This window comes from Hyphomicrobiales bacterium (assembly GCA_039973685.1).
GTDB lineage: Bacteria > Pseudomonadota > Alphaproteobacteria > Rhizobiales > JACESI01 > JACESI01.
The window spans coordinates 129,677-151,381 of record JBDWKL010000016.1 but is presented as its reverse complement, the minus strand read 5'-3'; the positions used below and the strand labels follow the sequence as shown (position 1 = coordinate 151,381).

At 46.2% G+C, this 21,705-nt stretch carries 20 protein-coding genes, 1 tRNA gene, 1 pseudogene and 1 riboswitch; of the genes and pseudogenes, 15 read left to right on the top strand and 7 right to left on the bottom strand.

Annotation, left to right across the window (positions count from 1 at the left end; translation table 11 throughout):
* Together ABJO30_04750 and ABJO30_04745 are read right to left on the bottom strand one after the other, a co-directional pair.
* Positions 1–1,023, bottom strand: coding sequence for a branched-chain amino acid ABC transporter permease (locus ABJO30_04750; protein MEP3232115.1), 1,023 nt, complete (start codon positions 1,021–1,023; stop codon positions 1–3).
* A gap of 113 nt (positions 1,024–1,136) precedes the next feature.
* The gene (locus ABJO30_04745; GenBank protein MEP3232114.1) at positions 1,137–2,471 is read right to left on the bottom strand and encodes a substrate-binding protein; all 1,335 of its coding nucleotides are present in this window, start codon (positions 2,469–2,471) and stop codon (positions 1,137–1,139) included.
* Between the two features lie 404 nt (positions 2,472–2,875).
* On the opposite strand from ABJO30_04745, the gene ABJO30_04740 reads away from it, so the two are divergent.
* Both ABJO30_04740 and ABJO30_04735 read left to right on the top strand, forming a co-directional pair.
* The gene (locus ABJO30_04740) at positions 2,876–3,346 is read left to right on the top strand and encodes a DMT family transporter (protein MEP3232113.1); all 471 of its coding nucleotides are present in this window, start codon (positions 2,876–2,878) and stop codon (positions 3,344–3,346) included.
* Positions 3,347–3,430: 84 nt separating this feature from the next.
* Positions 3,431–3,528, top strand: a riboswitch (glycine riboswitch).
* Positions 3,529–3,707: 179 nt separating this feature from the next.
* Positions 3,708–4,952: a D-amino acid dehydrogenase gene (locus ABJO30_04735; GenBank protein ID MEP3232112.1), complete on the top strand. Its 1,245-nt coding sequence runs from the start codon at positions 3,708–3,710 to the stop codon at positions 4,950–4,952.
* A 54-nt stretch (positions 4,953–5,006) separates the two neighbouring features.
* On the opposite strand, the gene ABJO30_04730 is transcribed toward ABJO30_04735, so the two are convergent.
* The gene (locus ABJO30_04730; GenBank protein ID MEP3232111.1) at positions 5,007–5,447 is read right to left on the bottom strand and encodes a GNAT family N-acetyltransferase; all 441 of its coding nucleotides are present in this window, start codon (positions 5,445–5,447) and stop codon (positions 5,007–5,009) included.
* Positions 5,448–5,749: 302 nt separating this feature from the next.
* On the opposite strand from ABJO30_04730, the gene ABJO30_04725 reads away from it, so the two are divergent.
* Both ABJO30_04725 and ABJO30_04720 read left to right on the top strand, forming a co-directional pair.
* Complete coding sequence (locus ABJO30_04725) at positions 5,750–7,837, top strand: hydantoinase/oxoprolinase family protein (GenBank protein ID MEP3232110.1); 2,088 nt, start codon at positions 5,750–5,752, stop codon at positions 7,835–7,837.
* Entirely contained in the window at positions 7,834–9,480 is a 1,647-nt protein-coding gene (locus tag ABJO30_04720; GenBank protein MEP3232109.1) for a hydantoinase B/oxoprolinase family protein, read from the top strand. The genes ABJO30_04725 and ABJO30_04720 overlap by 4 nt, the downstream gene beginning before the upstream one ends.
* Positions 9,481–9,566: 86 nt before the next feature.
* On the opposite strand, the pseudogene ABJO30_04715 reads toward ABJO30_04720, so the two are convergent.
* Together ABJO30_04715 and ABJO30_04710 are read right to left on the bottom strand one after the other, a co-directional pair.
* Positions 9,567–9,927, bottom strand: a pseudogene (locus ABJO30_04715) (Zn-dependent hydrolase).
* Positions 9,928–10,142: 215 nt separating this feature from the next.
* A complete protein-coding gene (locus tag ABJO30_04710) occupies positions 10,143–11,099 on the bottom strand; it encodes a LysR substrate-binding domain-containing protein (GenBank protein MEP3232108.1) in 957 nt (318 codons plus the stop codon).
* Positions 11,100–11,230: 131 nt separating this feature from the next.
* Here ABJO30_04710 and ABJO30_04705 point away from each other — a divergent pair, with 131 nt between their 5' ends.
* From ABJO30_04705 to ABJO30_04695, 3 genes are all read left to right on the top strand, one after another.
* Positions 11,231–12,067 carry a hypothetical protein gene (locus tag ABJO30_04705; GenBank protein MEP3232107.1) on the top strand — a complete coding sequence of 279 codons (837 nt, stop codon included), beginning with the start codon at positions 11,231–11,233 and terminating at the stop codon, positions 12,065–12,067.
* A 5-nt stretch (positions 12,068–12,072) separates the two neighbouring features.
* On the top strand, positions 12,073–12,933 hold the full coding sequence (locus ABJO30_04700; protein ID MEP3232106.1) for a DMT family transporter: 861 nt from the start codon (positions 12,073–12,075) through the stop codon (positions 12,931–12,933).
* 430 nt (positions 12,934–13,363) lie between these two features.
* Positions 13,364–13,804: a MucR family transcriptional regulator gene (locus ABJO30_04695; GenBank protein MEP3232105.1), complete on the top strand. Its 441-nt coding sequence runs from the start codon at positions 13,364–13,366 to the stop codon at positions 13,802–13,804.
* Between the two features lie 250 nt (positions 13,805–14,054).
* Here the strand turns inward: ABJO30_04695 and ABJO30_04690 are convergent.
* Positions 14,055–14,129, bottom strand: a tRNA-Gly gene (locus ABJO30_04690).
* A 164-nt stretch (positions 14,130–14,293) separates the two neighbouring features.
* Here ABJO30_04690 and ABJO30_04685 point away from each other — a divergent pair.
* The 5 genes from ABJO30_04685 to ABJO30_04665 all read left to right on the top strand — a co-directional run bounded on the left by ABJO30_04685 (position 14,294) and on the right by ABJO30_04665 (position 17,400).
* Entirely contained in the window at positions 14,294–14,800 is a 507-nt protein-coding gene (locus tag ABJO30_04685) for a prolyl-tRNA synthetase associated domain-containing protein (GenBank protein ID MEP3232104.1), read from the top strand.
* 1 nt (position 14,801) lies between these two features.
* Positions 14,802–15,737 (top strand): thioredoxin, encoded by a 936-nt coding sequence (gene trxA / locus ABJO30_04680; protein ID MEP3232103.1) that lies wholly within the window; start codon positions 14,802–14,804, stop codon positions 15,735–15,737.
* A gap of 47 nt (positions 15,738–15,784) precedes the next feature.
* On the top strand, positions 15,785–16,456 hold the full coding sequence (locus ABJO30_04675; protein MEP3232102.1) for an LON peptidase substrate-binding domain-containing protein: 672 nt from the start codon (positions 15,785–15,787) through the stop codon (positions 16,454–16,456).
* A 26-nt stretch (positions 16,457–16,482) separates the two neighbouring features.
* Entirely contained in the window at positions 16,483–16,698 is a 216-nt protein-coding gene (locus tag ABJO30_04670) for a Trm112 family protein (protein MEP3232101.1), read from the top strand.
* Between the two features lie 120 nt (positions 16,699–16,818).
* A complete protein-coding gene (locus ABJO30_04665) occupies positions 16,819–17,400 on the top strand; it encodes a TetR/AcrR family transcriptional regulator (protein ID MEP3232100.1) in 582 nt (193 codons plus the stop codon).
* Between the two features lie 20 nt (positions 17,401–17,420).
* Here ABJO30_04665 and ABJO30_04660 read toward each other — a convergent pair whose 3' ends face one another.
* Entirely contained in the window at positions 17,421–18,647 is a 1,227-nt protein-coding gene (locus ABJO30_04660) for a ubiquinone biosynthesis hydroxylase (GenBank protein MEP3232099.1), read from the bottom strand.
* 184 nt (positions 18,648–18,831) lie between these two features.
* Here ABJO30_04660 and tesB point away from each other — a divergent pair, with 184 nt between their 5' ends.
* The 3 genes from tesB (at position 18,832) to ABJO30_04645 (ending at position 21,703) form a co-directional block, all read left to right on the top strand.
* Entirely contained in the window at positions 18,832–19,686 is an 855-nt protein-coding gene (gene tesB, locus ABJO30_04655; protein MEP3232098.1) for an acyl-CoA thioesterase II, read from the top strand.
* 298 nt (positions 19,687–19,984) lie between these two features.
* The gene (locus ABJO30_04650) at positions 19,985–20,323 is read left to right on the top strand and encodes a P-II family nitrogen regulator (GenBank protein ID MEP3232097.1); all 339 of its coding nucleotides are present in this window, start codon (positions 19,985–19,987) and stop codon (positions 20,321–20,323) included.
* 48 nt (positions 20,324–20,371) lie between these two features.
* Entirely contained in the window at positions 20,372–21,703 is a 1,332-nt protein-coding gene (locus ABJO30_04645) for an ammonium transporter (protein MEP3232096.1), read from the top strand.
* Positions 21,704–21,705 lie beyond the last annotated feature (2 nt).

The window sequence follows — 21,705 nt, the reverse complement described above, 5'->3', positions numbered from 1 at the left end:
CTAGTCCTCCATCACGCCCTTGCGACCAAACAGACCACGAGGTCGTGTCAAAATCACAATAACAGCGATGAGATAAATGATGATCTGGTCAATACCAGGCAGGATTGATTTGACTTCGTTCATCGAGGCGAAAGATTGCAAAATGCCGAGTAGGAAGCCAGCCGCAACCGCGCCGCCAAGAGAACCCATACCACCAACAACAACAACGACGAAGGAAAGAACAAGGAAGTCCATACCCATTCGGTAATCAGGCGGAAGGATCGGCGTATACATAACACCAGCAAGACCTGCCACCACAGCAGCGATGCCGAAGACAACGGTGAAACGACGGTCAATATCAATACCCAAGATACCAACGGTTTCACGATCGTTCATGCCGGCACGAACCACCATTCCGTAGGTTGTAAATTGGAGGAAGGAGAAGACCGCTAAAATAATCGTTCCCGCGAAGCCGAAATAGATCAGCCTCCAATAGGGATAGATCACACCTTCAAGGCCAAAGATCGCCCCAACATTCAAACTGCCATTCACAATAGCAGGAGCGTTTTGTGGGATCGGGTTAGCGCCATAATAGTGTTTAACGATTTCTTGCAAGCAAATCGCAAGACCAAATGTCACGAGGATCTGCTCAGCATGGGGGCGCTTATAAAACATGGAGATCAATCCACGTTCCATAATCACACCAACAAGGAGCATGAAGGGTATGGCAACAATAATGGAGAACGGAACGGAGTAGTCGATCAGGAATGTACCAAAATCGCCAAAATAAAGCTCAGCGTAGGAGGTTCTAATCTCAGCAGGCGTGCCCCATGGTGTGAGGCTCGTCTCATCGAGAACCACCTTTTCCCAAGACAAAAGCTTATTGAAAGTTACCGCGCAAAAGGCGCCAAGCATAAACAATACACCATGCGCGAAGTTCACCACGCCGAGTGTACCGAAAACGAGCGTCAGCCCTAGCGCAATCAACGCATAAGCCCCGCCCTTATCTAACCCGTTTAAGAGTTGGAGAAGGATCACATCCATCTTATCATATACCTTAGTTGTTAAATGCCGGAATTACATTTTCTGTGTGCCGGAAATGAACCGCCGCGTAGAAACGCGGCGGTCCAATTTGTTAAATGTCAACCAAACGTTGCTTATGCACCGTCGTTGTATGGACCAAGTTCGCCACCAAGAAGGTCTGCAGCGTACTCAACATTTGCACGTGGAGTAACTTCAACAACTTCAAGAAGGTCGAATTTAGATGCTGGGTTAGCTTTACCCTGCACAACAAGAACGTCTTTAAAGCACTGGTGATCTTCAGCACGGTATTCAGTCGCGCCATTACCCATACCATCGAACTTGAAGCCTTCAAGTTGAGCACCAACTGCTGATGGTTTGAATGAACCAGCGCGCTGACATGCATCAGCGTAAAGAACAGTCTGTGAGTAGCATGTGTGTGCAGCCTGTGATGGCGGGAAGCCATACTTAGCACCAAACGCTTTAACGAATGCTTGTGAGCCTTCGTCCTGCAATGACCAGTTCCAGTTTGTTGAACCGTAGATACCTTTGATGTTGTCACCAGCACCTTGAGCCATCAAGCGAGAGAACAACGGAACAACGATTTGGAAATCTTTGCCGTTAACTTGCTTGTCACGAAGACCAAACTGAACAGCTTGTGTCAGTGAGTTCACCATGTCTTTGCCGTAGTGGTTCAACACGAGAACGTCAGCACCAGAATTTAGAACTGGAGTGATGTACTGTGAGAAGTCACCCGCACCTAGTGGTGTGCGAACAGCTGCAGTTGTATTCCAACCTAGGCCTTCAGTGTACTTCTGGATTGAACCTTCTTGAGACCAACCCCAAGTGTAGTCAGCTGTAAGGTGGTAAGCATTACGCTCAGAACCGAAAGCATTTTTAAGCACTGGAGCAAGAGCAGCACCTGTCATTTCTGTATTGAAGAAGTGACGGAAACCGTTTGCACGTTTGTCTTTACCAGTTGTGTCATTTGAGTGTGTCAAACCAGCCATAAAGATAACGCCAGCTTCTTGGCAGAGACCTTGAACAGCAATCGCAACACCTGAAGAAGAACCGCCTGTGATCATCACAGCGCCTTCTTTTTCGATCATGCGCTTCGCAGAAGCACGTGCCGCATCAGATTTTGTTTGTGTGTCACCAGTAACGAAAGCAACTTTCTTACCGTTAACGCCACCTGTCAGCGCTTTTGAGCTGAATGTGTCGAGCATACCGCCGCCACCAGCGTTGATGTGTTCAACAGCTAGTTGGTAAGCGCGAAGTTCATCCGCACCTTCATCAGCATATGCACCAGTTTGTGGTACGTTAAAGCCAAGCGTTACAGTGTCGCCTTTTGGCTCGTTTGTATAGGCATTTGCCGTGTTTGAGAAAAACATTGGTGTTGCAAGTGCTGTACCAGCAGCTGCACCTGTCTTCAAAACCGAACGACGGCTTACAGTAGAGCGATTTTCACTCATAGGGTATCCTCCCGAATACGTGGCGTTCCTCATGAACCCCACTAACGACCCGTAAAGAGAATTCAAGAGCGCATAAACAGCATTCCCATTGCCGTAAATGCACGCAATTCTCCCACGATTGCCATACGGTAGAATCCAAAACAGCTCACGGACAATACGACTTTTTGTGAATGTGCACTGCACCATAAAAATTACGCAATTAAAACAACACGTTAAATATTAAAAGAAGTAATAAAGATTCTTTGCACTGGGCAACAATCGAATAGCTCATGAAAAATTCAACCAATTTGCTATGTTTTTAACCGTGATAGTCTGTCAAAACAGCCTCATTATTATTTTTGTAATTTTCCGTTCCTACACGAATGAATATTTGCAAAACCCATTAAAAATCAAAGGATTCCTATATGTACAACGCAACCTTCCTTTATTCATTTCTTGCAATCTTGGCAGGGGTCGCGGTTCCTATCTTAGCCTCAATTAATTCAGCCTATGGCCAAACAATTGGAAACGTACATTGGGCATCCCTCACTCTTTGTGTGGTGGCTTTCATCACTATTTTGATTGTTACGATCGCAAGTGGTGTCTCCATGCCAAGTCTTGCCACTTTTCAGCAAGCAAGTTGGTGGCACCTATTGGGCGGCGGCTTTTTCGCGGTTTATGTCGTGCTGATCACTTTTGTCGCGCCCAAAATTGGTCTTGGCAATGCAATTATTTTTGTGGTGGTTGCCCAGATGTTTACTGCCATCACCATTGACCATTTTGGCCTGTTGGGAGCGGCTGTCCAACAACTCGATTGGAAACGCACACTCGGCATCGCCTTTTTAATAGCAGGTGTCGCTCTCGCGCGTTCTGTCCCATCAAGTGCTGGCAATTAACCCGTAATGTCAGGTCGTTTTCTATCCCAATCAAAAATTGATTGTAACGCAGGCCGTTTTGACCCATATAGCCACCAGCCTATTCTTTGATATGTGGGAGAGATTGGTAGCATTCACATGCTCACCAACGCCGAAGGAGCAACGCCCCGGAAACTCTCAGGCAAAAGGACCGCATATCGCATCAGGCATCTGGAGAGAGGTGAGTGAAATTCACTCCCCCACCGAAGGCGAAAGCGATTTGGCTGTGAAGCATACAGCTTAATACGAAACGCTCAGGTCCCGAGACAGAGGGGTTCGCTGGTCAGCACATGTTGGCCATACGGATCAACTATGTGAGGAAGGACCTAAAATGCCTCAAAAAATGCAAAAAATTGCCGTTATTGGCGCCGGAATTACGGGTATCACCACGGCTTACTCTCTTCTAAATCGCGGTTTTGATGTCACCGTTTTTGACAAGAACCGATATGCTGCCATGGAAACAAGCTTTGCCAATGGTGGTCAGCTGTCTGCTTCCAATGCAGAAGTTTGGACCAAATGGTCAACCATTCTCAAAGGCATGAAATGGATCTTTGAACCGGGTGCCCCTTTGTTGGTGAACCCAAAGCCAAGCTTTCACAAATATTCATGGATGGCCGAATTTATGGCCGCTATTCCGCAGTATGAAAAAAACACCATCGAAACCGTTCGCCTTGCGATTGCAGCACGCGAACATCTAATAAGCCATGCAGAACGCGAAGGTTTTGACTTTAACTGCGAAGATCGCGGCATCTTGCACGTCTATACAGACAAGAAAGAATTCAAAGCAGCTGAGAAGGTCAATGCACTTTTAAACGCCGGCGGCCTTGAGCGCCATTCTGTTTCGCCGTCTGAAATTCGCGATATTGAACCGACGATCAAAACTGATCTTCACGCGGGAATGTATACGAAAAGCGATTTCACGGGCGACATCCACCTCTACACCCGTGGTCTCTCCAAAGCTTGTGAAAAACGCGGCGTAGTCTTCCACTACAATGCAGAAGTAACCAACACGAAACCACAAAATCACGGCTTATCGATTGATTGGAAAAACGACGAGGGCGAAAGCCAATCTGAAGCGTTTGATGGTGTGGTGGTTTGTGCAGGCGTGCAAAGCCGTTCCATCGCCACTATGCTGGGTGACCGCGTCAATATTTATCCGGTTAAAGGCTATTCAATCACCGTCAATCTCAATGACAAGAAAAGCCAAGACGCTGCCCCTTGGGTGAGCTTGCTTGATGATGAAGCAAAGCTGGTTTTAAGCCGTCTTGGGGATGACCGTCTCAGAATTGCAGGCACGGCAGAGTTTAACGGCTATAATTACGACATTCGCGATGACCGCATCAAACCCATCACCAAGTGGTGCGAACGTTTCTTCCCAGATGTCTCAACAGAATATGCCGTGCCTTGGGCGGGCCTTCGACCGATGATGCCAACCATGATGCCAAAGGTTGAGCCGGGCAAACATAAGGGCGTGTTTTATAATACAGGCCATGGCCATCTTGGTTGGACACTATCTGCTGCAACCTCAGAACTAATTGCCGAACAAGTTTTGACAACGGCACGGTCAAACAACCCAAACGTAAGCTAAGTGTTGTTTGGAAAATGTAACGAAGCACAAAGGCTCAGCTAAATTGCTGGGCCTTTATCTTTGGTATTTTATAAAGGGTGTGAGTGTCGCCACGCGGTCATATAGATGCCGGGCTGTTTGGTTGAAATCTTGCGTCATCCAATAAACTGAAGGCGTGCCATTTTCATCCGCTGCTTTATAAACCGCTTCAATCAACGCACGCCCAGCACCCGTTCCACGAACAGTTGGATCGGTATAGAGGTCTTGCAAATAACAAACATCTTCCAGCCGCCAATTATGCGCGTGATAGATGTAATGAACCAACCCAATCGCTTTGCCATCCTTTACGGCAAGCAATCCTTGTTGGGTTTTATGATCAGGGTCGATCAACCGTGAAAAAGTTGTTTGATACACCTCTTCAGGCACACTCGTTTCGTAATATTCAAGATAACCGCGCCATAAAGAGCGCCAATCTTTTTCATCACCTTGAATGACTGGCCGAATTTCTAAACTCATCACAAGCAACCTTCAGATAAGGGGCGATGCCTTTAGGTCTTACCAACGGGGTATAAAAAAGCACCTTGATCATCTGGTGTATCATCAAAAACGCCATCTGAGAATTGGAACGAGGAGCTGAAGCAACAAAAGAAAATACCACTAGGAACTTGAGCACCCTATCCCCACCGCAGCTCCCATTTAATGCGAAAATGAAGACTTTCAATTTAGACGCAAATACTTACACTGATGATCGTCGAGCGCATTTCGCCATGCCCCTTTGACGCCAATTAGACGATCAAGAGCAGTATTTAGAGAAAATCATGAAAAATAATTCCATTCGCGTCGGCGTCGATATTGGCGGCACCTTTACAGATGTTGCCTTGGAACACGAAGGTGGATTATCGACCTGCAAAGTACTGACTGAATACAGCCAGCCAGAACGTGCAATCCTCAACGGTATCAAAATTTCTGCCGAACAAGCAGATGTAAAGTTAGAAGATATTGATCAAGTCATTCACGGCACCACTTTGGTAACCAATGCTCTGATTCAACGGCGTGGGGCAAAGCTTGCTTTCATCACGACCGAGGGATTTCGGGACGTTATTGAAATGCGTTCAGAAAACCGTTTTGAGCAGTATGATTTGAACTTGCAATTGCCCAAGCCATTGGTGCCGAGAAAACATCGCTTCACAGTGAATGAGCGTGTGGGACCAAACGGCGAAGTACTGCTTGCGCTTGATCAGGCCGAAGTTGAAAGCTTGGTGCGAGAAATTGCTGACGGTGAATTCGAAGCCGTCGCAATTGGCTTTATGCATTCTTACGCCAATGGCGCACATGAACGCCAGATGGCTGATGCGCTTCGCGAACGCCTGCCTGATTTATCAATTTCGCTATCATCCGTCATTGCGCCACAAATGCGCGAATTGCCGCGCTTTAATACAGTAATTGCAAACGCCTATGTGCAGCCTCAAGTGGCTGATTATTTGGGTCGTTTGTTAGACCAATTAAAACAAGTGGGCATTACAGCGCCTGTCTTCATGCTGCACTCAGGCGGGGGTCTAATCTCAACAGATACCGCCATTCAGCAACCTGTTAGATTGTTAGAATCTGGGCCAGCAGGCGGGGCAATTTTTGCAGCCGATTATGCAAGAAGCCACGCCTTTGAAAAAGTACTCTCATTCGATATGGGCGGAACCACAGCAAAAATCTGCCTTATCGAAAATGGCGCACCCAAAACAGCGAACATCTTCGAAGTTGCTCGCTCATATCGCTTCAAAAAAGGCTCAGGAATGATGATCTCAACACCCGTTGTTGAGATGGTTGAGATTGGCGCGGGCGGTGGATCAATCGCCTCAATTGATACGATGGGCCGCATTCAAGTCGGACCGCATTCAGCAGGGTCAGAACCTGGGCCTGCTTGCTATCAACAAGGCGGTGACAAGCCAACGGTGACCGACGCAAACTTACTTCTTGGGCGCCTTGACCCTGATAACTTTGCAGGCGGCAAAATTCCATTGTCACCCGACGCCGCATTAAGCGCTGTATCAAATGCTTTGACAACAAGCAGCGACTTTCAAAGTGAAGATGCAGCATTCGGCGTCACAGAAATGGTGGACGAGAACATGGCAAATGCCGCCCGTGTTCACACGGTAGAAAATGGGCGAGACATTGAGCACTTCACCATGATCGCCTTTGGTGGCGGCGCTCCTCTTCATGCCAGCCGGTTGTGCGAAAAATTGAAAATTACAGCGCTTCTCATTCCACCAGGTGCGGGTGTTGGGTCAGCAATCGGGTTTTTGAAAGCGCCCTTTAGTTATGAGGCCAATCGCAGTCTTTTCCAGCGCCTTTCTGATTTCGATATCAGCGCCGTTAATACAACACTTGAAGCCATGCGCGAGGAAGCAATGGCCTTCGTGATACAAGGCGCATCCGATAAAGATACGACGACCAAAATCACTGCGTTTATGCGTTATTCGGGGCAAGGTTGGGAAATTTCCGTCATCTTGGAAGATCGACCACTGACGGGCGATGATATAGAAAGCCTTCACGCAAAGTTTGAAGCTGCATACACAGAACTGTTTGGACGCGCGATTGATGGTCCTGGTATTGAAATCACAAATTGGGCCCTCAATATCTCGACGCAATTACCCGATGCAAAGCTTGTCGAGAAGCATATGACAGGTACTGAGATTACAGACGCCAAACCTCGAAATTTCTATGACGCCGCTTTACGCAAAACAGTGAGTGCTAAGGAAATTCATCGAACAACAATGACGGCAGGGGCTATTATTGAAGGCCCAGCAGTGATCGTTGAAGATGAAACATCGACAATCATTACCTCGTCGTTCCGTGCGATTGGGCAAGGGGATGGCAGCTTACTGCTTCTATCAAAGGAGGCACAATCATGAAGCTAACTTCGATTGATCTACAAATCATGTGGAACCGTTTGATTGCGGTTGTTGAAGAACAAGCAACAACCCTCATTCGAACAGCCTTTTCAACGTCAGTTCGTGAAGCAGGCGATCTTTCAGCAGGCTTATTTGATCGACAGGGGCGAATGATTGCTCAAGCTGTCACAGGTACGCCAGGTCACGTTAATGCGATGGCAGAGAGTGTTACGCATTTTGCCCGCGAGATCGGATTGCAAAACATATTCGAAGGCGATGTTTTCATCACCAATGATCCTTGGATGGGAACGGGCCACCTGCACGATATAACAATGGTAACCCCTGTCTTTCGAAAAGGAAGCCATATCGGTTATTTTGCCTGCACGGCGCACGTGGTGGACGTTGGTGGGCGTGGGTTTGGGCCAGATGCTAATGAGGTTTACGAAGAAGGCCTGTTGATCCCAATTACAAAATTTGCAGAACGGGGAACCGTCTCCGAGCTCTTGGTGCAAATGGTGAAAGCCAATGTTCGCACACCAGACCAAACCGTGGGCGACATGTATTCCCTTGCCGCATGCAATGAAGCAGGCGAACGCCGTCTTCAGTCTATGTTGGATGAATTCGACGTTGACGATATAGATGCCCTTTCTGACTTCATAATCGAAGCAAGCCGCAAGGCAACACATGCAGCGATTGCAGCAGTACCTGATGGGTCTTTCGAGCATGACATGCTGGTAGATGGATATGATATTCCCGTCCATATGAAGGTAAAACTGGATATTGCTGGAGACCGCCTCAAGGCCGATTTTGATGGAACATCTGGAATGAGCAATTTTGGCGTCAATGTTCCAGTGGTCTATACACGCGCCTATGCTTGTTATGGGTTGAAATGCGCAATTGCGCCTGATGTCCCAAACAATACCGGCTCCCTAGAACCGTTTGAAATTACCGCACCAGAAGGCTGTATTTTGGCAGCAAAACGCCCTGCACCCGTAAGTGTCCGCCATGTGTTAGGGCATTTGGTGCCCGATGTTGTTCTAGGTGCATTACACAAAGCTTTACCCAATACGGTTCCGGCAGAAGGCTCGAGTGCTTTGTGGAACATTCAAATTTCCACCCGCCCAATCGACAAGCAAAGTGACTTGCCAACCCATGAAGTTCTTATGTTCAATTCAGGTGGCACAGGCGCGCGACCAACTGTTGACGGACTGTCTGCAACGGCTTTCCCATCAGGTGTTTCAACCATGAGCGTTGAAGCAACAGAACATGTCGGCGCGATCACTGTATGGCGTAAAGATTTCAGAAAAGGATCCGGCGGCGCAGGTGCATTACGCGGTGGCTTGGGTCAAATCATCGAGATTGAACCGCGCGAAGGATATGATTTTTACTTCAATGCCATGTTTGACCGAGTAGATAATCCAGCACGTGGGCGCAATGGTGGTGCAAAGGGTGCTGCTGGCCGTGTGGAACTTGCTGATGGAACCACTTTGAAAAGCAAAGGCCGACAATTGGTCAAAAATGGTCAACGGCTCAAACTGAGCCTTCCTGGTGGCGGAGGCTATGGCAATCCAAATAACAGAGAACCTGAGCAAATTCTGGATGATGTAGCAGACGATATGATCAGTTTGGAACAAGCAAAAAATGATTACGGATACAACAAGTAGCCGGGACTAATAACATCATAAGCATTGCAACCCATCGCTGTTGGTGCAACACGGTTGATCCAACAGGCGTCATGGCCGGCACCTCAAACAATATCTTTGTGGGAATAGCCAAGATTTTGAGCGGCATTGCGTAAGGCGCCCACACATCCTGCATCGAAGGTAGCTAGATCAAATCCACCAACGCTTTTAAGGGATATATCCAAGCCCATTTCATCGCATATCTGTTTTGCATCTTCTTGCAGCTTGGCTTCCATCGCCCTTAGCACGGCTTCATCAGGACAACGAAAATCGACAGTGAAAACGGCCTGACCCAGAATGACATTGCGCGTGGGTGACAATACCAAAGTCTTTTTGCTCTGCTTCTAAAATTGGATCTTGCTCAATGTGCAATTCAAAGAAGGCCTGCATCTTGCGTGCGCCAACTTCTTCATCCCCGCACCAACCAACAAAGCATTAGGCAAACAATCGCGCATCATCTCCAATAGCCCGAGGTAACTTTGCTCTCTAATCGATAAAGACTTCGTTCCGTCTCGAGCGGCATTGGCACGCTTTGCACCTGATTTTTCATGCTTGTTATCGATTGCCTGATTGAGGCTTTGCGTTGTGTCTTTGGCATCGGCAACAAGCTTATCGGTCGCAAGAATGTTGCTAGCTCAGCGGGCTTATTGCAACCCAGTTGAATTACCATCAAATATCTCAAGGCATTGCTTCTGCGATAAGCTTGATTGTTCAGTGATCCAAGCCTCGAAGCTTCGAATTTTTTGTAAATCTTTGTGTGAAGATGGATAGACAATGTACCAGCCGCAACCAGATTTGAGGTCAACGCTATAAGGCGCTATCAGCCGTTTTGATGCGATATCGTCCATCATGTATGTGCGATTGGCAATTGCGAAACCCAGACCTGCGCAAGCTGCTTCATATGATAGTAAGCAACTACTAAAATAAGTACTCTGCGCAGTCTTCAAAACATCATGAGCACGCGTATGCTCAAGCCAATATTGCCAATTCATTGTGCAAGTGTCGGAATGCAATAGGGTGAAATTGGCAAGCTGATCAGGTTGAAATTCATCAATGTTCTTGACGTGATTTTTTTCCAATAAACTTGGGGCACATACGGGAGTTAATTCTTCGGAGAAGAGCAGTTTACTCTCATAGCCTGGGAAGTGACCATTCCCGTATAAGATGGCCAGATCAAAATCTTCCTTCGCAAAATTTGGCGGATTATAGGAATTTGCTAGGTTCAAACGGATATCAGGCTCGCGTTCTTCAAAACTACTCAATCGACGTAAGAGCCACCGCACAGTAAAAGTTGGCAACGCGCAGATTTTTAGCACAGATTTTCGATTCATCGACTTTGCTTCTAGCCCAGCGTGTAAAATAGTATCAAGCGCGTCGCGCACATGGGCAACGAAAGCGTCTCCCTCTGTTGTCAGAATGACTGAGTTATTTCTTCTATTGAAGATTTTAAATCGAAGCTGATCTTCTAAGTTTTTAACCCGCTGGGAAATGGCCGAAGGCGTTAGCATTTGCTCTTCTGCAGCGCGCACAAAACTACCGGTTCGAGCAGCACTTTCAACAATTCGAAGTGAATTTAAGTTAACGTCTCTCAAATTTCGCATCTGCTTAAATTTTCCTTACGCAAGCACTAGGATTTCTAATTTTACTTAAAGTGAGAGCTTTGCCAATTATAAATTTAACAAATCCAGTAAACTTAACAAATATGATCAAAATTCGCGCTTAGGAGGCAGTAATGCTAGCAAATAATCCATTGAAAGTACGTCAATCGATTACACGTGAGGCAATTATTGGCCACGATACATCGTGGAAAATATCAGACCTGGGCGCTGTGCAGTTCCAACACAATTATGATCAAGACCTTTTAAACGAGATCAAAAAGAAAGCTCTAGAGCTGAAAGACGAGCGGGCAGATCAAAAACATCTCGATCTCACCTTTATTACAGGTGCCGATCGCTACATCCCCGAGATCAATGAGCTCATTCACGATAAACGTCGATTAGAAAGATTAAGCGACTTTGCTGGGACACGGCTTGAGCCATACCCGCTATCAGTTGTTGGTTCGACCGTTACCTACATGGGACCTCAAGACGCAGACGGAACTGTTGATTGGCATTGTGATGGAGTGCCTGCAACTGAGCTCATTCCGCTTGATATTAGTGATCCAATAATCGGTGGTGAACTTGAAATTTATATGGGTAATTGTGAAGTTGGAAAATCACAAACTGATGCTGGTATATTGCCAGACCAGAAAGACATCCTCACAATTCCACACAAAATGGGTTACAGCACCTTAGGCCATTTCCTCGGTGTTCTGCATCGCACTGCACCCATTCAATTCGGACATCGCCTAACCCTTGTTTTAAATCTACGCTCTGTTGAGAAGCCATTTGTTGATGACAACCGCATGTTCTATTTGGCGGCTGATAGTGAGCAAAACGATAAATGGGTAAAAGAAATTGCTGATGATGTACGAAACCATCAATTGCCAGCTTATCGTCGCAGTGAAGCAATGCGGACTGGGCAATTAGAAACAGTTTTGGATTCTAATCCACCCGCAAAATCTGCATAAAATTTATGGTCTATTTGTTCGCAATTGGCGCTGTGGCACTTTGGTCGACTAACGCTTTAGTCGCCAGTTTAGTCCTCACAGCACTACCTGTTGAACAAATACAATTCTTACAATTCTTCGGTGCTTTTATTGTTTTTGCGGCAATTAGATATAGCGGCAAATCAAAAAGACGAGCTCAGAAAATTTCAAGAGCTTCGTGGGTGCTTGGCATCACTGGCCTTACCGGTACGATGATATTCCAATATATCGCTTTCTCCATTGGTCCCATCACCGAGGTCAACGTAATCGCTTATGCATGGCCACTTATAACCGCGCTTTTGATTGTAAAAACGGGTGCCACATCATATCCGCGATTATTGATTTTCCTTTCTTTCATTGGGTTTTTGGGTGCAGCCATGGTGATTGGAGGCAATATGCTTTTCAATTTGTCCGTTGAACTGAATGTTTATGGATTTTTATTCGCGAGCTTATCTGCACTATGCATGGCTTTTTACAGTTTCGGGATTGGCAGAGTTAAAGCTGATGCAAATAGTGTGCTTTTCACAGGCGCTTTCGTAGGCGTCATTATCACGGCAATTTGGAGTTTTTTCGGGGACCTTAATTGGACTTTACCCTGGGCAATAACCGCAGGTTTATACCTAGGCGTTGGGCCAATGGGGATCGGCTACCTTCTGTGGTCGTTTGCCATGCAACGAGACACAAGTGGCAACGCAGCGTTATTGGGTTTTTTAACGCCGATTACGTCAACTTTATTACTCGTATTCAACGGCAATGGAATGGATGTGACCAGTATATTCGGCGCGTTTTTAGTCATTTTAAGCTGTCTTGTCATCGGTTTACGGTCACAACAGCAAGCCCAGTTGTAAATAAATGAGCATCAGTCAAACTTTAACGCCCATGCAAATGGCAAATAAACTACGATGTCTATACCAATCTAAAGCTTTAAATCAGGCTGCCGTCGAAGCTCATGGGGCCGTGGAGAACAATGATATTCAGGATTGCCTTTATTGGCGCCAAGTCATTAAAATCCTAGAATATAAGGCATTGTAGGTATTTTTTAAAAAGCCGTGCATTAGATTTTCTAATCGCCCATCATTGACGTAGAATTTTTAACTCGAATATTTACAATAAATCAGCAAAATAAATCCACCAAAATCAAGATTTCAAAATGAATTGGTGTGCTTTTTATTTCCATGTTGGTTACTTACAATTTCACAAGTAATCAACTTCATCCATATCATATTGATGGATGTGGAAGAACGGGGTCCACCGTTGTAATATGTTGGACCAATACTTATGAATAATGACGCAAGCAAAACTAACACTGAGCAAAATAGAGCGCAAATTACAGCTCAACTATCAGCAGAGATCATCTGCGCTTATGTGTCAAACAACACCTTACCAGCATCAGAGTTGCCTGTTTTATTGACGAATATCAACACCGCGATGACAAATTTGGTGACGCAGGTGGGTGCTGAAAATGAAGTAGAAACAGAGCAAACACGAACACCTGCTGTTCCGATCAAAAAGTCTATCAAACCCGATATGCTTACATGCCTTGAGTGTGGTCTCGAATTTAAATCTCTGAAAAAACACTTACGTGCAAGTCATGACCTGTCACCCGAAGAGTATCGAAAAAGGTGGGGGTTGCCGTCTGATTATCCGATGGTGGCATCAGCCTACGCCGAACGACGTTCGGAGCTAGCAAAAAGAATAGGTCTAGGGCGTAAATCATAAAATTTACATTCCTATGTCGGCTTAAAATAAACCGATGCACCAATGGCAAGCGAATTCCTAGTTGCAATAACTAGAAATCATCCGAAATGAATTTGAAAAAGTCCCAAGGCAATGCGCTCAGTGGTGATACACGCTTGGAAATGCATCACGGACTCAGAAAATCTGAGCGCCTAATCATTGGCCCAGATTATTGCAATTTTATTGGAAAGCGTAACATCTGAAATAACTTAAATAGATCAGATGTTTAGTATGGAGCGGGCGATGAGATTCGAACTCACGACCTAAACCTTGGCAAGGTTTCGCTCTACCCCTGAGCTACGCCCGCGTCCATGTAGAAGCCGGCTGGGTATAACGCGACTTCTGAGACGCTTATATGACGAAAGAAGTTTGTAATTGCAACAGGTTTTTTCAAAATCTTGCTCCTGATTTTTTTTCGTCCTAAAAAGCGCTGGAGATATTTTAAAATTTGATCAGAAAAGAGCAGAGCCAGTGATTACCACACGCGACGCAATATTAGCCAAGTTAGACGAGCTTGGGATTGTCACCACGACCTATGATCACGAAGCTGTCTTCACCGTTGAAGAAAGTGAGAAGCTGCATGATCAAATCCCAGGTGGTCATACGAAGAACCTTTTTGTGAAAGACAAAAAGGGTAAATTGTTTCTGCTGGTTGTGGGCGCCCATGCTACCATCGACATGAAAACGCTTCATAAAAAACTAGAGTGCGCACGCCTCAGCTTTGGCAAACCAGACCTATTGCAGGAGAAACTCGGTATTACTCCAGGTTCGGTCAATGCTTTTTGCATCATCAATGATGAGAACGATGAAGTTTCGATCCTTTTTGATAAAACCTTAATGACCTACGACCAAATTGCTTGCCATCCCATGACAAACACGGCCACAACGGTTATTGGACGGGAGGATTTAGAGAGATTTGTAAAATCAACCAATCACGAAGTGACCATCATGGCGCTTGCAGAACCGGCTGGAGAATAAGATGAGCGATATGATGTCTACTGGAACAAGCTATTCAACTGGCGGCTCAAGTGGCAAAGCCAGCCAAGGTGAATTGATCAAGGACACCACCACGCAAGCTTTCCCAATCGATGTGATTGAGGAATCAAACAAACAACCAGTGCTTATCGACTTTTGGGCGCCTTGGTGCGGGCCTTGCAAACAATTGACCCCTGTTATCGAAAAAGCCGTCAATGATGCTGGTGGTGCTGTAAAACTTGTCAAAATGAATATTGATGAGCACCCAGAGATTTCCGGCCAGATGGGCGTTAAATCCATTCCTGCGGTTGTGGCTTTCAGCAATGGTAGACCCGTTGACGGATTTATGGGCATGCAAGGTGAAAAAGAAATCAAAGAATTCATCGCTCGGATTGCCGGCCCCGTTGCTCCAAACAATGAAGAAATGCTTGTTGAAGAAGCAGAGAAATTATTGGAAGCAGAAGATTTCCAAGGAGCAGCCGGATATTTCAGCGCAGCCCTACAAGCAGATCAAACCAACTTGGTAGCCATCGCTGGCCTCGCAAAATGTGCCATCGGTCTTGGCGACGCGGCGCAGGCTGCTGACATCTTAAAAATGACGCCAGAAGACAAATTAGAAGACCCAATCATCAAAGGTGTCGCTGCACAACTCGCGCTTTTGGAAAAAGCTGCTGATATGGGTGATCTTGAACCGCTTATGGCAAGAATTGAAGCCGATGAGAACGACCATCAAGCCCGCTTTGATTTAGCAATTGCACTTAATGCGGTTGGAAAAAGACAAGATGCAGCCAGTTCACTATTGGAAATAATTGCGCGCGACCGTGAATGGAATGACGATGGAGCTCGCAAAGAGCTTTTGACGTTTTTTGAAGCATGGGGGCCAACTGATGATGCCACCAAGTTTGCACGCAGAAAATTATCGTCTATCTTATTTTCTTAACCGCTCTCATTTTGAGACCTAAGAATCAGATTTTGGGGAGTTGAGTATTGGAATCTAATAATACCAAATACGAGACGGTTGATGATCTTCCAAAGTCATTACCTGTTTTCCCACTGACAGCCGCTCTTCTGCTACCCGGTGGCAACTTACCGCTCAATATTTTCGAACCCCGCTATCTCGCGATGATTGACGCAGCACTGGCGGGCGATCGGATGATTGGTATGGTTCAACCTGCAATCACTGGACAGTCATCAACTGAAAATGGCCTTTGCCAAATTGGATGTGCGGGGCGTCTTGTGTCGTTTAGCGAAACATCTGATGGTCGTTATGTAATTGGCCTGGTGGGTATTTCACGATTTTCAATTCATTCCGAACTGGAAACGACAACACCCTTCAGACAAGCAGTAACTGACTGGTCTGCCTTCGAAAATGATTTGAAACCTGATCTCAGCAATAGCCAGATTGATCGAGAATTATTGCTTGAAACATTCCGCGCTTATCTGGATCAAAACGATATGGAAGTTGATTGGGAAGGCATCGAAGAGGCGGATACTGGTGTATTGGTCAATGCACTTTCTATGATGAGCCCTTACGGGGCTGCAGAAAAACAAGCCTTTCTGGAAGCAAAAGATTTAAAACAACGGGCAGATACCCTGGTTGCGATCACAGAAATATTTCTTGCAAAACAAGCTTCAGATAGCGGCGTGACACTTCAGTAGTGCTTTGCTCGCAATAAAGGTCGACAATGCCAGACGATAATCCAGAACAAAATTCTCAACATGCCGCAGCAAGTTTAGACCGCAAACTGTTGGAGGTCCTCGTTTGTCCTCTAACGAAAGGCGTTCTGTCTTACGATAGTGCCGCGCAGGAATTAATCAGCAAAACGGCGAAACTTGCTTACCCTATTCGCGGCGGAATACCGATAATGCTGCCTGAAGAAGCGCGTGAATTAGATCTTTAAAACGCAGAATTTCACCCAAAAGTCTCGAACTCACTCAATTTCACATAATTGTGTATGGGAGTTTATTGCTGCAAGAAATAAACAGTATGGGAGTTATGATTTGCGTTTTGGATGGTCCCATTGCCTAGAAAGTCTAATAAGCGGGAAAAACTACTAGATGCGGCGGCGGAAGCCTTCTGGGTCAATGGCTATGGTTCAACGAGCCTTGCAGATATTGCAACGAGTTCAGACGTGCCTTTGGGTAACATCTATTATTACTTCAAAACCAAAGCAGCCATCGCTGAAGGTGTTAGCGAAATCTTTGTTGCTGAAACACGGCAATCACTAGAAGAAATCAATCAAAAACATAAAAGCCCAGTTGATCGGCTTATCGCTTTTATTGATCTTTTGCGTGAAAGCGCTGAAAGCCGCGCTAAACTTGGATGCCCGCTGGCTAGCGGAATTCGTGATTTCTCTGATTGTGTGCCAACAGCTCTTTCGCGAACCAATGAAGTTTTTGATACGTTGGTCGGTTGGTTGAGCCAAGTCCTTGAAGACGCACAAGACAAAAAAGCCAAACAACACGCCCGCGCAATTATTACCCGTTGGCAGGGATCGATTGTTCTGTCCCATGGATCAGGCAGCGAGCAATTTTTGACGGAAGCGCTCGATGATTTAGAACAAGACATCATCGCTTGGACAGAACAACGAGCTAACGCTTAAACGACCCGTTGTCTCGATTGCTAAAGTGGCTCTCCTACCAATAAACGTGGTTGATTGTTAGCAACGGTTCCAGCTGCTTGACCAATGAAGAACTGCTTTAATTGCGGAATACGATCCACCACGCCCAGCCCGACACTACGCGCTAATCTCAATGCATCACTGCGGTTAGAAAACAGCCGGTTTAAGACGTCCGTGGTAAAGCCCATCAACCACGTATCAAAGCGTCGCCATTGCTGGTAGCGCTCCAAGACATCCAGTGTTCCAAAATCTTGGCCCAAGCGATCTGCTTCAACAATCACTTCACTTAAGGCTGCAACATCGCGAAACCCAAGATTAAGCCCCTGCCCTGCAATGGGATGAATACCGTGGGCAGCATCTCCTACCAAAGCAAAGCGGTTTGAAACAAACTCTTTGGCAAGAGTGAGGCTGATTGGATAGGCCCGCTTTGAACCGACAACTTCAAGTTCGCCTAATTGATGGCCAAACCGACGCTCCAACTCTAGGTCAAAGACAAAATCATCACCTTGGACCAGTTTTTCCGCATCGCGGGTCTTCTCAGTCCAAACCAGTGACGAGCGGTTGTCTGTTAAAGGCAAAATTGCGAATGGACCTGACGGCAAGAAGTGCTCCACCGCGCGCCCATCATGTGCTTTTTCATGAGCAACGGTGGTGACAATGCCAGACTGACCGTAATCCCAATGAATGGTTTTGATGCCTGCAATTGAACGCAAACCAGATTTCACGCCGTCAGCTGCAACAAGTAGGCCAGCCTCAACTTCGCTGCCTGACTTTAAAGATATAGCCATGGATGCGGGCTGCTCTTCAAAATCAATCACACTTTCACTGTAACGAATATCAACACCTAAAGCCTGCGCCCGCTCTTCTATAGCGGCAACCATCGCCCCATTGGGCACCATATGCGCAAACGGCTGGCCGTCTTCGACCTTTTGATCAAATGTTAAATAGACCGGACGAACCGCATCACCCGTTTTTGAATCAGTGACAATCATGTCGTTGATCGGTTGGGCTTGCTCTTTCAATTTGTCCCAGACCCCGAGCTGATCGAGCATTTTTTGCGCGGCAAGTGCAATCGCCGATGCCCGTAAATCGCGAACCTTGCGCTCACTTAAAGGCGGGGCCGGATCAACAAGTAAGATGGAAAGATGGGGTGCTGCCAGTTTAATCGACAAAGCCGTCGACATACCGACATATCCGCCGCCTGCAATGAGGATATCGAATTTTTCCATCGCTTAAGTTCCAAATTGAATGATTTCCTGACCCTTTATATAGGTCTGTTATTCTCCTGCCAATCATCACATTTTATCGTGACGTGATTTTGAAATTTATTACGGTCTGTCTTGACGCAAACGTAAGAATACGGTTTGGCTAGGTTAGTTCAGGGCTTGAGCCATAAGAAGCAGGAGCAGATGCATGTCATACGGCGTTGAAGATCTTCTTGAAATTTTGAACTTGGAACAGCTTGAACACAATCTATTCCGAGGAAAGAGCCCGAATGTGGGTTGGCAACGCGTTTTCGGCGGGCAAGTCATTGGGCAAGCTTTGGTTGCGGCCTCTCGCACCGTGGAAGATAGAAACGCTCATTCGCTGCATTGCTATTTTATGCGGCCAGGCGATCCCAATATCCCGATTATCTATGACGTTGATAAAATTCGCGACGGCAAAAGTTTCACGACACGCCGTGTGGTGGCCATTCAACACGGCAAACCGATTTTCTCACTATCAGCCTCGTTTCAAATAGAAGAAGAAGGCTTCGATCACCAAATAGACATGCCAGATGTGCCTCAGCCTGAAGAGCTGTTAAGTGAAAAAGAGATGATCGAAACCTATATGGATCTCGCGCCCCAAAATGTAAAAGATTACTGGAGCAGGCCAAGGCCAATCGAAGTTCGGTTTACATCCTTGAAGCATTATATATCCAAAGAAAAACTAGAACCGAAACAGCATGTCTGGATTAAAGCAACCGCCCCTGTTCCAGAAGATCACCTGCGCTCATCATCTGTATTGGCTTATCTGTCAGATATGACACTGCTTGATACATCGTTATTCGCGCACGGGACCAGCATCTTCAATCGCAATCTACAAGTCGCAAGTCTTGACCACGCCATGTGGTTCCATCGCAAAGCTGATTTTTCCGATTGGATTTTGTACACCCAAGATAGCCCAAGTGCCACAGGTGGCAGAGGCTTCACACGCGGTTCCCTTTATACCCGTAATGGCACCTTAATAGCATCGGTCGCCCAAGAAGGGCTTATCCGCCAACGATAGAATAATTGTCGGGCTATAAGATCGTAACATCAATTTTTAGCCAAGATGATTATTTTTTAATCACAGCAAATATAGCTGCCTATTTTCTATACAGAAACTATCCTAAATTTCTTGAATATGTCAGAATGTTTAAATTTATTTAATATTTTCAAACACTTAAAAATTTTCTGAAAACTGGCACAATCCTTGTAATGCATATCCTAGCTCGGGATGAACCTGAGTATGTATCTACTCTCAAGCAAGGGGGTCGCAAAGGAAGTCTTATCTTCCGCGTTTGCGATTAAAGCAGGATAGGCAAATGAAAATTATCATGGCCATTGTCAAACCGTTTAAGCTGGATAGCGTGCGCGAAGCGCTCACTGATATCGGCGTTCAAGGGCTGACAGTAAGTGAAGTTAAAGGTTACGGCCGCCAAAAAGGGCACACTGAAATTTATCGGGGCACCGAATACGCTGTAAGTTTCCTACCAAAAATCAAGGTTGAAATTGCAGTAAACGACGAGCTTGCAGACCAAGTTGTCGAAACAATCTCAGCCGCTGCTCAAACTGGTCAAATCGGCGACGGAAAAATCTTCGTCTACGACCTAGAAGCAGCCGTTCGCATTCGTACCGGTGAAACCGGCGGCGACGCTCTTTAATCCAAACAAGTATCTCGTAAATCACGGTTAAACACCAAGGTAATTACAATGACATTTAAATCTCTCAGCGCAAGGTCTCTACCAATCGCGCTTGTTTTGTCGGCTTTATCAAGCCCAGTGCTTGCACAAGACGCAGCACCTGCAGTGACACCTGAAGTCGCTTATATCTTCAACACACTTCTCTTCTTGATTGGTGGCTTTCTTGTCATGTTTATGGCGGCAGGCTTTGCCATGCTTGAAGCGGGCCTCGTTCGTTCAAAGAACGTTTCCATGCAGTGTCTGAAAAACATTGGCCTTTATTCGATCGCTGGCATTATGTTCTGGCTGATCGGTTATGAGCTCCTCTATACAGACGTTGCAAAAACAGGCGGCTTCCTCGGTATTCCATCCTTCACCGGTTACAGCATTGATGCTGTTGGTGGTAATGATCTTGGAACCGGCTATTCAAAAGCATCTGATTGGTTCTTCCAAATGGTGTTTGTTGCAGCCACAGCCTCTATCGTTTCTGGTGCAGTTGCAGAACGCGTTAAAATTTGGCCGTTCCTAATCTTTACAGCAGTCCTTACAGGTATCCTCTACCCAATCACCGGCTCATGGCAGTGGGGCGGCGGCTGGTTGTCTGAAATGGGCTTCTCAGATTTTGCTGGTTCAACAATCGTTCACTCAGTCGGTGGCTGGGCAGCTCTTGCTGGTGTTCTCGTCATCGGGCCACGCCTTGGCAAATACGGCAAAGATGGTTCTGTTGGTGTAATGCCAGGTTCAAACATCCCACTTGCTACATTGGGTACATTCATCCTTTGGCTCGGCTGGTTCGGCTTTAACGGTGCATCACAATTGGCAATGGGTTCACTTGGCGATGTTTCTGATGTGTCACGCATCTTCGTCAACACAAACCTTGCTGCTGCTGGTGGTGTTGTCGCTGCGATGATCCTCACACAAGTTATGTTTGGTAAGATGGATGTCACAATGGCTCTTAACGGTGCACTTGCTGGTCTCGTATCAATTACAGCTGAACCACTCGCACCATCGCCAATTCTTGCGATTATCATTGGTGCCGTTGGCGGTGCAATTGTCGTATTTGCTGTACCATTCCTCGACAAACTCAAACTCGACGATGTTGTCGGCGCGATCCCAGTTCACCTACTTGCTGGTATCTGGGGCACTTTGATCGTTCCATTGTCAAACTCAGACGCAAGCTACGGTACACAAATCATTGGTATCGTTGCATATGGCGTGTTCACCTTTGTTGCTTCCTACATTATTTGGATGATTTTGAAAGTTGCGATCGGCGTTCGCGCTTCTGACGAAGATCAAATGATGGGTCTTGATAAAGCAGAAGTTGGTGTTGAAGCTTATCCAGAGTTCAACTCAGCTACATAAGT